We start from the raw sequence: 14,773 nt of genomic DNA, 5'->3' as shown, positions 1-14,773 counted from the left end.
TCTCTCTCAAGCGGGCGTGATCCGGCTGAGTTCGTGTTCGTTCTTGCCACGGCGGCGCAGCTTGTCGAGCAGGAGATAGACCACCGGCGTTGTCAGCAAGGTGAGCAACTGGCTCGCGATCAGCCCGCCGATGATGGCCACGCCCAGCGGCCGGCGCAACTCCGCGCCCTCGCCGAAACCGATGGCCAGCGGCAGCGCGCCCAGCGCGGCCGCCATCGTCGTCATCAGGATGGGCCGGAAGCGCAGCAGGCAGGCCTCGCGCACCGCCTCCAGCGGCGTGAGCCCGCGCGAGCGCTCGGCCTCCAGCGCGAAGTCGATGATCAGGATGGCGTTCTTCTTCACGATGCCGATCAAAAGGAACACGCCGATCAGCGCAATGATCGAAAACTCCATGCGGAACATCAGCAGTGCCAGCACCGCGCCCACGCCGGCCGAAGGCAGCGTCGACAGCACGGTGATCGGGTGCACCAGGCTTTCATACAGGATGCCCAGCACGATGTAGATCACGACCAGCGCGGCCAGGATCAGCATGAACTGCTGGCCTTGCGACTGCTGCGCGCTGGCCGCGGTGCCGGCGAACGCGCCGCGCACGTTGGTGGGCATCGCGATGTTGGCCTCGGCCTTGGCGATGGCCTCGCGCGCATCGCCCAGGTTCGCGCCCTCGGCGAGGTTGAACGAGATCGTGGTCGCGAGTTCGCCGTCGTCGTGGCTCACCGAGGTGGCGACCGATTGCTCTTCGAACTTCGCCACTGCCGACAGCGGCACCAGCGTGGTGGGCGTGTTGCTCAGCACATTGCCGGTCGATGCGCCGCGCAGGCCCGCGTTGGCCGAGACCGGCACGGTGGTGCTCGCGGCGGTCGCGGTCGATGCGGCCCCGCCGGTGGTCGAGGTGGTGGTGGCTGTCGCCGCGACCTGCGTGGTCACCGTCTGCCCACCGATCACCGAGGTGCGGGTGGCCGGCACGTACACGTCGCTCAGCGAATTGGGGCTGCGCGTGTAGCGCGGCGCCCATTCCATCACCACGTGGTACTGGTTGAGCTCGGTGTAGATGGTCGCCACCTGCCGCTGGCCGAAGGCGTTGTAGAGCGCGTTGTCGATGGCGGTGGACGTCAGGCCCAGCCGGCGCGCGCTGTCGGGGTCGACCTTGGCCACCGTCTCCACGCCGTTCTGGTCCTGGTCGGTATCGACGTCAGTGAGCAGCGGCTGCAGCTTCAGTTCGTCGGAGAGCTTCGTGGCCCAGGTGCGCAGATCGGTCAGGTTGTCGCTCTTGAGCGTGTACTGGTAGGTCGAGTTGCTCGAACGCCCGCCCGAGCGCACGTCCTGCACCGTGCCGAGAAATACGCGCAGGCCCGTCACCTCGTTGAGCTGGGGCCGCAGGCGCGCGATGACGGCCAGGCCGCTCTCGGTGCGCTGGTTGGCCGGCTTCAGGTTGACGAACATGAAGCCGCCGCCCGCGCGCGAGCCGCCGGTGAAACCGATCACCGTGTCGACCGCCGGGTCCTTGCGGATGATGTCGATCACCTGCCGCAGCTTGTCGGCCAGCGCCTGCGAGGAAATGCTCTGGTCCGCGCGGAGGCCCCCGTTGAGCTGGCCGCTGTCCTGCTGCGGGAAGAAGCCCTTGGGCACGGCACTGAAGAGATAGACGTTGAGCCCCACCACCGCCACCAGGATGAGCATGACCAGCGCCTTGCTGTCGAGCGCCCAGTCGAGGCTGTATTCGTAGCGCTTGAGCACCCAGTCGTAGCTGCGCGCGGCCATGCGCCCCAGGCGCCCTTGCGGCTTGTTCTTGTCATGCTCGCCGCCGCGCTTGAGCAGCCACGCGCACATCATCGGCGTGGTGGTGAGCGAGATGACCAGCGAGATCATCACCGCCGCCGACAGCGTGATCGCGAACTCGCGAAAGAGCCGCCCCACCTGCCCGCCCATGAAGAGCAGCGGAATGAACACCGCCACCAGCGACACGCTGATCGACAGCACGGTGAAGCCCACCTCCTTGGCCCCGAGCAGCGCCGCCTTCATGCGCGACATGCCCGACTCGATGTGCCGGCTCGTGTTCTCCAGCACCACGATGGCGTCGTCCACCACGAAGCCGGTCGCCACCGTGAGCGCCATCAGGCTCAGGTTGTTGAGGCTGAAGCCCAACAGGTACATCACCCCGAAGGTGCCCAAGAGCGCGGCGATCGTGGCCACGGCCGGCACGATGGTCGCGCGCACGCTGCGAAGGAACAGGCTCACCACCAGCACCACCAGCAGCACCGAGATGACCAGCGTCACCTCGACCTCGTGCAGCGAACTGCGGATGGAGTTGGTGCTGTCCGAGGCGACCTGCAGCGTCACGTCGGGCGGCAACTGCGCCTGCAACTCGGGCAGCAAGGCGCGCACGCTGTCCACGGTCTCGATGATGTTGGCCGAGGGCTGCCGCGTGATGAGGATGATGATCGCCGGCTCGCCGTTGAAGAGGCCGAGCGTGCGCGTGTCTTCCACGCCATCGATCACCTCGGCCACGTCCTGCAGCCGCACTGCCGCGCCGTTGCGCCAGGCCACGACCATCGAGGCGTAATCGCTGGCGCGCAGGGCCGGCGTCTGCGTGTAGATCTGGAGCTTGCGGCCATCGCCCTGGACCATGCCCTTGGGGCGGTTGGCGTTGGAGGCCTGGATGGCGGCGCGCACGTCCTCGGTGCTGATGCCGTAGCGGTTGAGCGCGAACGGGAGCAGTTCGATGCGGACGGCTGGGAGCGAGCCGCCGCCGATTTCTACGTCGCCTACGCCGTCTACTTGCGAGAGGCGTTGGCTCACGATGTTGGAGACGGCGTCGTATATCTGGCCTGGTGTTTTCGTCTTCGAGGTGAGGGCCAGGATGATGACTGGCGAGGCTGCGGGGTTGGCCTTGCGGTAGGTTGGGTTGCTTCTGAGGGTCGCTGGCAGATCGACGCGGCTTGCGTTGATGGCGGCCTGCACTTCTCTTGCGGCGCCGTCGATGTTGCGGCTCAGGTCGAATTGGAGGGTTACGCGGGACGAGCCTACGGAGCTTGTGGACGTCATTTCGTTGACGCCTGCGATCGTTCCGAGGTGGCGCTCTAAAGGCGTCGCCACGCTTGTTGCCATCGTTTCGGGGCTTGCTCCGGGGATCGAGGCTCTTACTGAGATGACTGGGTAGTCGACCTGCGGCAGTGGCGATACGGGCAGCACGAAGAAGGCTGCGATGCCGGCCAGAGCGATGCCGATGGTCAGCAGGACTGTTCCGATGGGTCTTCTGACGAAGGGGAGCGACAGGTTCATCGCTGCTTCCCCTGCTGGGGGCGGAGGCCGGGTCTCGCCCCGGCGGGCGACTTACTTTCTTTTGCTTCGCCAAAAGAACGTAAGCAAAGAAAAGGCGACCCCACTGTCTGCGACCCCTGCGCTTCGCTACGGGGCAACCTGCGGTGCTCACGTTTCGCGGGGTCTCGCCCAAACTCGCTTCGCTCAAACAAGGGCGAGCCCTGATCCGCGAAACGCTCCGCTCCTCGGCGCAGCCAGAGGGGGGTGGAGACAACACGAGCCATCGCTTCGCTCGGCTTGCAATCGGGCCTTTGCTTCGCTCGGCTCGGGCTTCCTCTCCCCTTGGGGAGAGGGTTGGGGTGAGGGTCGGCGTCACCGAAACACCGCCTCGCCCGCATGAACGCCGATGCCCTCACCCCCGCCCTCTCCCCAAGGGGAGAGGGAGCAAGTCCGGCTGCCGCCGAGCGAAGCAAAGGCCCGAACGAAACCAATGGCCGAGCGCAGCGATGGCCCGAAGACGTCCCATCCCTTCTGGCTGCGCCGAGGAGCGCAGCGTTTCGCGGATCAGGGCTCGCAGCTGTTTGAGCGAAGCGAGTTCTGCGAGACCCCGCGAAACGCGAGCACCGCAGGTTGCCCGTAGCGCAGCGAAGGGTCGCAGACAGTAGGGTCGCCTTTCTTTTGCCTACCTTTCTTTGGCGAAGCAAAGAAAAGTAGGTCGCCTGCCGGGGCGAGACCCGGCCTCGGGAAAAAAACGAAGAACAGGAAGCAAAACGGATCAAACCGCTTCCTCCTCAACAGCATCCTGCCGAGTACTCCCCCCACCAAGCCGATCAAACGCCAGATAGATAACAGGCGTAGTGAACAAGGTCAGCAGCTGACTAACGATCAACCCGCCAAAGATCGCAAGCCCAAGCGGCCGCCGCAACTCGGCCCCTTCACCAAAGCTCAGCATCAACGGCACGGCAGCAAAAAGAGCCGCAAGTGTCGTCATCAGAATCGGCCTGAACCGCAACAGTGCAGCCTGGTGAATCGCCTCCCGAGCCGACTTCCCTTCCGTCCTCTCCGCATCGATCGCAAAGTCGATCATCATGATCGCGTTCTTCTTGACGATGCCGATCAGCAAGATGATCCCGATGATCCCGATCACCCCCAGATCATTGCCAGTCAGCATCAGGGCAAGCAGCGCCCCAACCCCAGCCGAAGGCAGCGTCGACAGAATCGTCAGCGGATGCACATAGCTCTCGTACAACACCCCCAGCACGATGTACACGCAGACAACAGCCGCCAGAATCAGCCACAGCTGATTCGACAGCGACCGCTCGTACGCCCCCGAAGCCCCAAGGAAAGTCATCGTCACGCTCCCCGGCATCCCGATCTCCTTGGCCGCCGCCCGAATCGCATCGACCGACTGCCCGAGCGACACACCCGGCGCCGTGTCGAAGTTCAGCGTGCTCGCTGGGTACTGCGCCACGTGCGTGATCTGCAAGGGCGCCTGCTGCTCCGAGATATCGGCAATCGCAGCCAGCGGCGTGGCAGTCCCCGAGCCGGCGATCAGGTTCAGCTGCCCCAGCGTCTGCGGCGTGTTCACCATGCCCGGCCGCGCTTCGAGAATCACACGGTACTGATTCGTCTCGGTGAAGATCGTCGACACGATGCGTTGCCCGAACGCGCTGTAGAGCGCATCGTCCACCGTGCTCGCGGTGATCGACAGCCGCGCCGCGGTGTCGCGGTTCACGTTGACGAACGCGGCCAGGCCCTGCGCGCCAGCATCGCTGCTCACGTTGCGCACCTTGTCCGACTCCTGCAGCTTCGCCACCAGCTTCTTCATCCACTCGGTGATGAGCGCGCTGTTCACGCCTTCGAGCGACACGCGGTATTCGGTCGGACCGGTCTCGGCGTCGATGGTCAGGTCCTGCGTGGGCTGCAGGTAGAGCGTGACGCCGGCCACCTGCCGTACGCGCTCGCGCAACCGGTCCATCACTTCCTGCTGGCTGTCGTGGCTGCCCTTCAGGTTGATGAGCATGCTGCCCGTGTGCAGCATGGTGTTGTTGGCGGCGTCCACGCCGACGAAAGAGCTGAGGTTCTCCACGTCCGGGTCGTCGAGGATCGCGCGCGCCGCCTGCTGCTGCAGCTGCGCCATGCGGTCGAAGGACACGTCCTGCGCCGCCTGGATGCGGCCCTGCAGCTGGCCGGTGTCCTGCGTGGGAAACAGGCCCTTGGGGATCGTGAGGTACAGCACCACCGTGAGCACCATGGTGAGCAGCGCGACCAGCAACGTGAGCGGCTGGTGGTCGATCACCCAGTGCAGCGAGCGGTCGTAGCGCACCATCACGCCGTCGAAGAAACGCTGCGCGCGTGCGCCGAAGCCTGTGCCGCCTGGCTCCTTCTTGGGTTCGTGCTTGAGCCAGCGCGCCGACATCATCGGCACCAGCGTGAGCGACACGACCGCAGAGATCAGGATCGTGATCGCCAGCGTCACCGCGAACTCGCGGAACAGCCGCCCGACCACATCGCCCATGAAGAGCAGCGGAATCAGCACCGCGATGAGCGACACCGTGAGAGAGATGATGGTGAAGCCGATCTGCGTCGCGCCCTTGAACGCGGCCTGCAGCGGCTTTTCGCCTTCCTCGATATAGCGGGCGATGTTCTCGATCATCACGATCGCGTCGTCCACCACGAAGCCGGTGGCGATGGTCAGCGCCATCAGGCTCAGGTTGTTGAGGCTGTAGCCCAAGAGGTACATCAAGCCCAGCGTGCCGATGAGCGAGATGGGCACCGCGATGCTCGCGATGACCGTGGCGCGCAGGCTGCCCAGGAACGCGAAGATCACCAGCACCACCAGCACCACGGCCAGCACCAGTTCCATCTCGACGTGCTGCACCGAGGCGCGGATGCCCGCGGTGCGGTCGCTCAGCACCTCGATCTTCAGGCCCGCCGGAAAGCCCGCCTGCAGCTCGGGCAGTTGCGCCTTGATGGCGTTGACGGTGGCGATCACGTTCGCGCCGGGCTGGCGCTGCACGTTCAGGATGATGGCGGGGGTGAGCTTGGGTTCGGCGCTTTCGCCACCCTCGGCGGTCTTGGTGCCGGCCCACGCGCCGAGCTGCGTGTTCTCTGCGCTGTTGACCACCTGCGCCACATCGACCATGCGGATCGGCGCGCCGTTCTTGTAGCTGACGATGAGGTTCTTGTAGTCCTCGACCGTGAGCAGCTGGTCGTTGGAATTGATGGTGTAGGCGCGCTTGGGGCCGTCGAAGCTGCCCTTGGCGCCATTCGAATTGGCCGCGCTGATGGCGGTGCGCAGCGTGTCGAGCCCGATGCCGTTGGCCGCGAGCGCCTGCGTGTTGGCCTGGATGCGCACAGCCGGACGCTGCCCGCCGCTGAGCGACACCAGCCCCACGCCCGAGACCTGGCTGATCTTCTGCGCGAGCCGGGTGTTCACGAGGTTCTGCACCTCGGTGAGCGGCAGCGTGTCGGAGGTGATGGCCAGCGTGAGCACCGGCGCATCGGCCGGGTTGACCTTGGCATACACCGGCGGCGCGGGCAGGTCGGCCGGCAGCAGCGAGCCGCCGGCGTTGATGGCGGCCTGCACTTCCTGCTCGGCCACGTCGAGCGTCTGCCCGAGCGAGAACTGCAGCGTGACGATGGACACGCCCGCCGCGCTGGTCGAGCTCATGCGGTCCAGGCCCGACATCTGGCCGAACTGGCGCTCCAGCGGCGCGGTGACGGTGTTGCTCATCACCTCGGGGCTGGCCCCGGGGTAGAGCGTCTGCACCTGGATGGTCGGGTAGTCGACCTGCGGCAGCGCCGACAGCGGCAGGAAGCGGAAGCCAACCATGCCGGCCAGCACGATGGCGACCATCAGCAGCGAGGTCGCCACCGGTCGCAGGATGAAGGGGCGTGAGGGACTCATTTAAAAGGCCTCCGCACCTCGGGAGCGGCCCGGCGGCTCATTGGCCCTGCCGGCCGTCACCCCGGTCACCGCGCTCCGACGTCCGCTGCCAGCGCTCCAGCGCCGCCGGATCGCCCTTGTCGAGCGCTTCGAGGAAACGCTTGCGGCGTTCGAGCTGTTCGGGGTTGTCCTTCACCGAATCGAGCATGCGCTGGCGCTGCTCGGCGGTGGGGAGCTTGGCTGCGGCTGCGGCTGCGGCTGCGGGCGCTGGTGTTGCTGCTGCGGCCGGTGGCGTTGCGGCTGCACCGGCAGGCGCTGCGGCCGTGGCAGGCGCGGTCGCTGCGGCAGCAGGCGCCTGGCCTCCCGCCCTCGCGCCGCTGCCGCCGCCCTGCCGGCGCCGATGGGCGCCCGATGCCGCACCCGAAGCCGGCGTGGCCGGCCGGTCGGCCTGGGTCTGCACGCGCGCGCCGTCCTTCAGGCGGTCCCCGCCTTCGGTCACGACCTGCTCGCCGGCCTTCAGACCCGACATGACCGCCACGTTGTCCACACTCGATTCGCCGCGCGTCACGGGGCGCTGCGAGACGGTGTTGTCTTCGTTCACCACATACACGTAGTCGCCGTTGGGCCCGTGGCGCAGCGCCGTCACCGGCACCACCACCGCGCTGCTCACGGTGCGCAGCAGGAGCCGCAGGTTGACGAACTGGTTCGGGAACAGCGCGCCGTCGGCATTCGAGAAGCGCGCCTTCGACTTGACGGTGCCGGTCTGCGTGTCGACCAGGTTGTCCAGCGTGGAGAACATGCCCTTGGCGAGCTGGCGCGTGCGGGTGCGGTCGAAGGCAGTGGCCTCGAGCTGCGCGCCCTGCGCGAGACGCTCCTGCACTTCGGGCACGCGGTCTTGTGGCACGGAGAACTCGACGTCGATGGGCGCGATCTGCGTGATGACCGCCACGCCGCCCGTGGTGCCGGTCGAGATGTAGTTGCCCGCATCCACCGGCCGGAGGCCGATGCGCCCGCTCACCGGCGCGGTGATGCGGCTCCAGGTGAGGTTGAGCTTCGCGGTGCCTTCATTGGCGCGGTCGATGGCGACCGTGCCTTCGAGCTGCTTGACCAGCGCGGCCTGGGTGTCGACGTCCTGCCGGGCGATGGAGTCCTGGCCGAGCAGCGTCTGGTAGCGCTGCAGCGTGACGCGCGCCGCGGCCAGCTGGGCCTCGTCGCGCTGGCGTGCGCCCGAAGCTTGCGCCAGCGCGTTCTGGAACGGCGCCGGATCGATGGTGGCGAGCACGTCGCCCTTCTTGACCATCTGCCCTTCCTTGAAGAGCACCTCGGTGAGCACGCCCGAGACCTGCGGCTGCACCGTGACATTGGCCAGCGGGGTGACCGTGCCCAGCGCCTCGAGCTGCACCGGAATGTCGGCCTGCCGCGCGGTGGCGACGCCGACCGTGTTGGAGGCCGCGCCGCCACCACCGCCCCGTCCACCAGGGCCACCGCCCTGCCGCCCGGCGCCTGGACCACCCGGGCCGCCGGGTCCGGCAGCCGGCGCCTTCGAACGCTGGATCAGGTACCACGCCCCGCCTCCCAGGGCCACGAGCAGCGCCAGGGTCAGCAACCACCCCAGCCACCGGCGCCTGCGTGCCGGTGGATGTGTCGGCGACACGATGGGCGGCAGGGGCTCGGGGGGAGTTTTGGGGTCCATGGGATGCGTGGGGAGGTGCAGAGGTGCGGCCTAGAGTACAGCGCCAAATGGTAGTACCGCAGTTTGCTGTGCCGTAAAGCGACGGTAAAGCTCATCGATCGATGCCGGGCGCCTGCGATTCACGCCGGCCGGATGCGGTTCGCGCCGTGTTCCTGCATTTCGTCGCACGGCGGTGGCTGGGGAGAGGGAGCGTCGGCACAGTCCGCCCATCGATTCCCCGCCCACAACTCTCATACCTTTCACCGGAGAACCACCATGCTGCTGCAGATCATTCTTCACACACCCAAGTGGGTGTTCGCCGTCTTCGTGCTGCTCGTCTGGCTCGGCGCCAAGCAACTGCTGTCGAACAGCGTGAGCCTCACCCGGGTCACGCTGATGCCCATCCTCATGGGCGGGCTGTCGTTCTTCGGCGTGATCTCGGCCTTTGGCGATTCGCTGGGCGCCCTCCTTGGCTGGGCGGCGGCAGCGGCGGTGCTGATCGCACTGGTGCTGCAGCGCCCCCTGCCGGCCACCACCCGCTACGACGCGGCGAACCGCCAGTTCCACGTGGCCGGCAGCGCCGTGCCGCTCGCGCTCATGATGGGCATCTTCTTCACCAAGTATGTCGTGGGCGTGGCGCTGGCCATGCACCCCGAGCTGCGCCATCAGGCCGGCTTTGCCATCGCCCTTCCTGTGCTGTACGGCGCCTTCAGCGGCATCTTCGCGGCCCGTGCGGTGCGCCTGTGGAGGCTGGCCATCGCCACCGATGCTGTCGCCACCGGCGCTCGCCCGGCCTAAGATTCGAGCCCCAGCCTCGCGTCTCCAGCCCAGCCAGGAACCACCATGACCGTGCTCTTTCTGCTCCTCAAGATCTCCGTCACGGTGGTGCTGGTCGCCTCCATCCTCGAGGCGCTGGTGCTGTCCTGGCGCAAAGGCTGGGCGAGCTACGACTGGAAGGCGGCCGGCGTCTCGGTGTTCGACTTTCTGGTGCGCGAATACCCGCTGCGCTGGCTGCTGCCGGTGGCCTTCCTGACCGGCGCGATGGACTGGTTCTGGAACCACCGCCTCTTCACCCTGCCGATGGACCACTGGAGCGGCTGGGTCGCCTGCTTCATCGGCCAGGAGTTCTGCTACTACTGGTACCACCGCGCAGCCCACCGGGTGCGCTGGTTCTGGTGCACCCACGCCATCCACCATTCGCCGAACCAGCTGAACCTGTCGGCCGCCTACCGCTTCGGCTGGACCGGCCGCCTCACCGGCTCGCTGCTGTTCTTCATGCTGGCGCCGCTCCTGGGCATGCCGCCGAAGGTGATCCTGCTGATGCTCGCGCTGAACCTGCTCTACCAGTTCTGGATTCATGCGACCTGGATTCCGCGCCTCGGGCCGCTCGAATGGGTGCTCAACACGCCCTCGGCCCACCGCGTGCACCACGCCTCGAACCTCGAATACCTGGACGGCAACTACGGCGGCGTGCTGATCGTGTTCGACCGGCTCTTCGGCACCTACATTCCCGAGCGTGCCGACCTGCCGTGCCGCTACGGTCTGGTGAACCCGATCACCTCGCACAACATCCTGGAGATCGAGTTCACCCACTGGCGCGCGCTGTTGCGCGACCTGCGCTCGGCGCGCTCGGTGCGGGCGTTCGTGGGTTACCTCGTCAAGCCGCCGGGCTGGCGGCCGGATGGCCCCGGCGATACCACCGAGGAGCTGCGGCAGCGCGCGGCCGTCCGGCCCTCAACGCCGCCTACGGCACCCGATTTCATTCCCGTCCAGATCAAGGAGTTGTCATGAACCCCACACCTTCGAACCCCTCGCAGCCCAACCTCGAAAAGCTCGCCCGCCGCCGCGCCGGCGCCAAGATGGGTTGGTACACCCACGCCTTCTTCTACGTACTCGTCAACCTCGGGCTGGTCGCCCTGTCGGCTGCCAACGGCCGCACCTGGGCGATGTACCCGCTGATGGGCTGGGGCCTGGGCCTCCTCATCCACGGCGCGGCGGTCTGGTTCCTCGCGCCGGGCGGCAGCTTCTACGACAGGCTGGTGGAGCGCGAGCGCCGTGCACTGGGCGCCGGGGAGCGTTGATGAGCGAAGGCGAGGTCGCAGAAACGCTCCCCAGGTTCCGATCCGAAAACCTGCGCGACCTGCTGCAGCATGGCCTGATCACCGCAGCCTTCAATTGCTTCATCGCCAGCGCGCTGACCCTCATGTTCGGCGGCAGTTGGGCTGCGCACCTCGTGTACTCGCTTGCAATCGGAACTGTCAGCTGGCTGAGCATCGACGTGGGCCGGCTCATGCTGAGCGGCCATCGCGAAGTCGCCAAATGGCCGCGTGGCTTCAAAGGCGTTGCGCTGGTGATCGTGGGGGTGACCGTCGGCTTCGTCGTCGGCAACCTGATCGGTGACGCGTGGAGCGGCGCACCGGCCTTCGACTTTCTCGACTACGCGGGGCACAAGCTGGCGACCGCCGTGGTCATCACCATCACGTCCGCCATCGCCATCAGCTACTTCTTCTTCAGCCTCGGCAAGAGCAAATACATGCAGAGGCAGATCGACCTGGCGCAGCGCAACGCCACCGAGGCGCGGCTCAAGCTGCTGGAAACGCAACTCGAGCCGCACATGCTGTTCAACACGCTCGCGAACCTGCGCGTGCTGATCACCGTCGACCCGCCGCGTGCGGTAGCGATGCTCGACCGCCTCAACAGCTACCTGCGCATGACGCTGAGCGGCTCGCGCGCGCTGGCGCATCCGCTCTCGGCCGAGTTCGACCGGCTGGGCGACTACCTCGAGCTGATGTCGGTGCGCATGGGCGAGCGCCTGCGTTACACGCTCGATCTGCCCGAGGACCTCCGCGACGTTCCCGTGCCGCCGCTGCTCTTGCAGCCGCTGGTGGAAAACAGCATCCGCCATGGGCTGGAGCCCAAGGTCGAAGGCGGCGAGATCGCCGTGCGCGCACGCCGGAACGCAGACCGGCTGGTCATCGAAGTGAACGACACCGGCGTCGGGCTCGATGCGGCGTTGCCCTCGGAAGGCGGCAGCAGCGGCTTCGGGCTCGAACAGGTGCGCGAGCGCCTGGCCACCGTGTTCGGCCCGCAAAGCGAAATGCACCTCGCGGCCGCGCCGGCCGGTGGAACCTGCGCCACGCTGAGCTTTCCGCTGCCGACGACTGCTGCTGCCTCATGAACACGACGACAACCATGAACCCCACCGCACTGATCGCCGAAGACGAGCCCCTGCTCGCGCAAGCCCTCAAGGCCGAACTGGCCGCCGCGTGGCCCGGACTGCAGATCGTCGCCACCGCCGGCGACGGCCGCAGCGCGGTGCGCGAGGCGCTGCGCCTGTTGCCGCAGGTGCTGTTCTTCGACATCCGCATGCCCGGCCTGGACGGCCTCGGCGCCGCCGCCGAACTGGCCGACTGCTGGCCCACCGACGAGGCGCCGATGCCGCAACTGGTGTTCGTCACCGCTTATGACGAATACGCCGCGCGCGCCTTCGAGGCAGAGGCCATCGACTACGTGCTCAAGCCCGTGCAGCCTGCGCGGCTGCAGAAAACCGTGGCGCGGCTGCAGCAGGCGCTGGCGGCACAGCAGCAACAGCCTTCGCCATCGGCCTCCCCCGCTGTGGCGAATGACGAAGCGCTCGAACGAACCCTCGCGCAATGGCGCCAGGTGCTCACCGCAGCCGGCACCGGCGCGGCCCTGCCTGCAGCGGCACCCGCAGCACCGCTGCGGATGATTGCCGCGAGCGACGCCGGCGGCAGCACGGTGCGCATGGTGCCCATCGATGAAGTGCTGTACTTCGAGGCCGCCGACAAATACCTTCGCGTGCTCACCGCCACGCACGAGTACCTGATCCGCACACCGCTCAAGCAGTTGCTGAGCCAGCTCGACACCGACACCTTCTGGCAGGTGCACCGCGCGGTGGTTGTGCGCAGTGCGGCCATCGAGTCGGTACACCGCGACGAAGCCGGCAAGCTGCACCTCACGCTGCGCGGCCGGGCCGAGAAGATCCCGGTCAGCCGGCTCTACGCACACCTGTTTCGCGCGATGTGAGATCTGCCTGCTCACTGCGAATGATCTGGTGCAGCGTGCGCAGCAGCGCCTCCGGCTGGACCGGCTTGAACATCACGACCAACCCGCTGGCGTAGGCGGCGCGCACACGCTCGGGATCGGTGTCGCCCGTGACCAGCACCGTAGGCACGCGACGGCCGGCCAGCTGGCGCAGCTGCGCGGTCGCCTCGATGCCGTCCTGCGGATCCGCCAGCCGGAAGTCGACGATGAAGGCATCGAAGCCGTCCGGCGTCGCCCGCACTTGCGCGGAGGCATCGGCCAGCCGGCAGGTGATTTCGATGCGCTCGCAGTAAGGCGCGAGCCACATGCGCACCGCCTCGCCCACCGGCTGCTCGTCGTCGAGCAGCAGCACGCGCGGCGGCACCAGCGGCAATTCGGTGATGTCGGCATGGGCGGGATCGGGCACGGCCGCGGGTGCGACGGCCAAGGCTGCGGGGGCGTGAAGGCGACGCGGCAGATCGACCCAGAACACGCTGCCGCGGCCCAGCCGCGAACGCACGCCGATCTCTCCGCCCAGCAGGTCCACCAGGCGCTTGACGATGGCCAGCCCGATGCCCAGGCCGCGCGCGACATCGCGCTGCGGGTTGTCCACCTGATAGAACTCGTCGAACACATGCGGCAGATGCTCGGGCGCGATGCCCAGGCCCGTGTCCCACACCGCCAGACGCAGGCGCTCGCCGCGTGGCCGCGCGCTCACCAGGATGCCGCCGCGCGGCGTGTACTTGAGGGCGTTGTCGACAAAGTTGGTCAGCACGCGCAGCAGCAGGTCGCCATCGGTCTGCAGCCATTCGGGCGCGGTGTGGAAACGCAGCGTCAGGCCCGCCTGCTGGGTCCGTGACTCGAAGATCTGCGACAGCCGCAGGAACAGCGGGTCCACCGCCATCTCCACGGGCTGGGGCACCACCGTGCCCGCATCGATCTTGGAGATGTCCAGCATCGCGTTGAGCAGGCCGCTCACCGCGTCGGTCGCCTGCACCACGCGGCTTGCCACCGGGGCCAGCGGGTGGTCCGCCAGGTCGCGCTCCAGCGAGCGCGAGAACAGCGCCAGCGCATGCACAGGCTGGCGCAGGTCGTGGCTGGCCGAGGCAAAAAACCGGCTGCGCTCGCGGTTGAGCCGCTGCAGCTCGAACGACTGGCGCAGCAGCTGCTCGCTCAGCAGTTCCTTGTCGATCTGGTCGGACAGGCTGCGCCGGATGAGCTGGTGCTGCGACAGCGCGAAGCGCGCCATCGAGCCGCCGAACAGCAGGCCGACCACGCAGGTGAACCAGCCGTCGGTGCCGCCCATCCAGGCGAAGCGCGTCACCACGCCCAGCGTGAGCGGAATGGTGACCACGGGAACCATGGCGCGCCAGGTGGCGATCACCGGCACCGAGCCCATCAGCACGGCGAACATGCCCAAGAGCAGGATCAGGATGCGCGTGGGCGATTCCGTGCCCGGCGGCATGAGCGCCCAGGGCGCCAGCGTCCATATCGACATGTAGGCAGCCAGCGGCCCCATGAAACGCCACGCGCCGTCGGGCTGGCGCAGCGTGAATTCCGGCTCCGGGTAGAGGCGCGCGTTCCAGCGCATGAACACCAGCCGCAGGCACAGCAGCGTGCAGATCACGGCACCCCACATCAACGCGCCGGGGCCGCGCGTCATCCAGAAGAACACGCCCGCCATCGCAATGGCGGACGCCAGCGCCGTCAACACCGTGGGCGGGCCCATCACGAACATGCGGCGCAACAGGCGCTCGCGCACCAGCTGGGCGTGGGAATCCCCGGGGCCGTGCGGGGCGGCTGCGCTCGCGGGCACGTCGTTCGATGCGGGGGAGGAAGTGACGCCCTGTGTGCTCATGGGCGGCAATGTAGCTCGCGCGGGGCCGGCGCCCTCGGGCAAACCGTTGATC

At 67.5% G+C, this 14,773-nt stretch carries 9 protein-coding genes; 5 read left to right on the top strand and 4 right to left on the bottom strand.

Annotation, left to right across the window (positions count from 1 at the left end):
- Positions 1 to 6: 6 nt before the first annotated feature.
- The 3 genes from NU688_RS12060 to NU688_RS12050 all read right to left on the bottom strand — a co-directional run bounded on the left by NU688_RS12060 (position 7) and on the right by NU688_RS12050 (position 8,840).
- On the bottom strand, positions 7 to 3,279 hold the full coding sequence (locus NU688_RS12060) for an efflux RND transporter permease subunit (RefSeq protein ID WP_257860846.1): 3,273 nt from the start codon (positions 3,277 to 3,279) through the stop codon (positions 7 to 9).
- A 754-nt stretch (positions 3,280 to 4,033) separates the two neighbouring features.
- Positions 4,034 to 7,168: an efflux RND transporter permease subunit gene (locus NU688_RS12055; protein WP_257860845.1), complete on the bottom strand. Its 3,135-nt coding sequence runs from the start codon at positions 7,166 to 7,168 to the stop codon at positions 4,034 to 4,036.
- Between the two features lie 37 nt (positions 7,169 to 7,205).
- Positions 7,206 to 8,840, bottom strand: coding sequence for an efflux RND transporter periplasmic adaptor subunit (locus NU688_RS12050; RefSeq protein WP_257860844.1), 1,635 nt, complete (start codon positions 8,838 to 8,840; stop codon positions 7,206 to 7,208).
- Between the two features lie 255 nt (positions 8,841 to 9,095).
- Here NU688_RS12050 and NU688_RS12045 point away from each other — a divergent pair, with 255 nt between their 5' ends.
- The 5 genes from NU688_RS12045 to NU688_RS12025 are packed head-to-tail and all read left to right on the top strand — an operon-like array spanning position 9,096 to position 12,866.
- Positions 9,096 to 9,617 (top strand): DUF6622 family protein, encoded by a 522-nt coding sequence (locus NU688_RS12045; RefSeq protein WP_257860842.1) that lies wholly within the window; start codon positions 9,096 to 9,098, stop codon positions 9,615 to 9,617.
- Between the two features lie 45 nt (positions 9,618 to 9,662).
- On the top strand, positions 9,663 to 10,610 hold the full coding sequence (locus NU688_RS12040) for a sterol desaturase family protein (RefSeq protein ID WP_257860841.1): 948 nt from the start codon (positions 9,663 to 9,665) through the stop codon (positions 10,608 to 10,610).
- The gene (locus NU688_RS12035) at positions 10,607 to 10,900 is read left to right on the top strand and encodes a 2TM domain-containing protein (RefSeq protein WP_257860840.1); all 294 of its coding nucleotides are present in this window, start codon (positions 10,607 to 10,609) and stop codon (positions 10,898 to 10,900) included. Before NU688_RS12040 ends, NU688_RS12035 begins: the two co-directional genes overlap by 4 nt.
- A complete protein-coding gene (locus tag NU688_RS12030) occupies positions 10,900 to 11,997 on the top strand; it encodes a sensor histidine kinase (RefSeq protein WP_257860839.1) in 1,098 nt (365 codons plus the stop codon). Before NU688_RS12035 ends, NU688_RS12030 begins: the two co-directional genes overlap by 1 nt.
- 14 nt (positions 11,998 to 12,011) lie before the next feature.
- On the top strand, positions 12,012 to 12,866 hold the full coding sequence (locus tag NU688_RS12025; protein ID WP_257861198.1) for a LytTR family DNA-binding domain-containing protein: 855 nt from the start codon (positions 12,012 to 12,014) through the stop codon (positions 12,864 to 12,866).
- On the opposite strand, the gene NU688_RS12020 is transcribed toward NU688_RS12025, so the two are convergent.
- The gene (locus NU688_RS12020) at positions 12,829 to 14,721 is read right to left on the bottom strand and encodes a hybrid sensor histidine kinase/response regulator (RefSeq protein ID WP_257860837.1); all 1,893 of its coding nucleotides are present in this window, start codon (positions 14,719 to 14,721) and stop codon (positions 12,829 to 12,831) included. The genes NU688_RS12025 and NU688_RS12020 overlap by 38 nt on opposite strands.
- Positions 14,722 to 14,773 lie beyond the last annotated feature (52 nt).

Origin of the sequence: Variovorax sp. ZS18.2.2, assembly GCF_024701975.1 — a bacterium.
Taxonomy (GTDB): domain Bacteria; phylum Pseudomonadota; class Gammaproteobacteria; order Burkholderiales; family Burkholderiaceae_C; genus Variovorax.
This window is presented reverse-complemented; position numbering and strand designations above follow the sequence as displayed.

What these genes read in the sequence shown, in the direction of transcription:
- NU688_RS12020 (WP_257860837.1), bottom strand. Translation starts at nt 14,721, where the DNA reads ATGAGCACACAGGGCGTCACTTCCTCCCCCGCATCGAACGACGTGCCC.
- NU688_RS12045 (WP_257860842.1), top strand. Translation starts at nt 9,096, where the DNA reads ATGCTGCTGCAGATCATTCTTCACACACCCAAGTGGGTGTTCGCCGTC.
- NU688_RS12040 (WP_257860841.1), top strand. Translation starts at nt 9,663, where the DNA reads ATGACCGTGCTCTTTCTGCTCCTCAAGATCTCCGTCACGGTGGTGCTG.
- NU688_RS12055 (WP_257860845.1), bottom strand. Translation starts at nt 7,168, where the DNA reads ATGAGTCCCTCACGCCCCTTCATCCTGCGACCGGTGGCGACCTCGCTG.
- NU688_RS12050 (WP_257860844.1), bottom strand. Translation starts at nt 8,840, where the DNA reads ATGGACCCCAAAACTCCCCCCGAGCCCCTGCCGCCCATCGTGTCGCCG.
- NU688_RS12060 (WP_257860846.1), bottom strand. Translation starts at nt 3,279, where the DNA reads ATGAACCTGTCGCTCCCCTTCGTCAGAAGACCCATCGGAACAGTCCTG.
- NU688_RS12025 (WP_257861198.1), top strand. Translation starts at nt 12,012, where the DNA reads ATGAACCCCACCGCACTGATCGCCGAAGACGAGCCCCTGCTCGCGCAA.
- NU688_RS12030 (WP_257860839.1), top strand. Translation starts at nt 10,900, where the DNA reads ATGAGCGAAGGCGAGGTCGCAGAAACGCTCCCCAGGTTCCGATCCGAA.
- NU688_RS12035 (WP_257860840.1), top strand. Translation starts at nt 10,607, where the DNA reads ATGAACCCCACACCTTCGAACCCCTCGCAGCCCAACCTCGAAAAGCTC.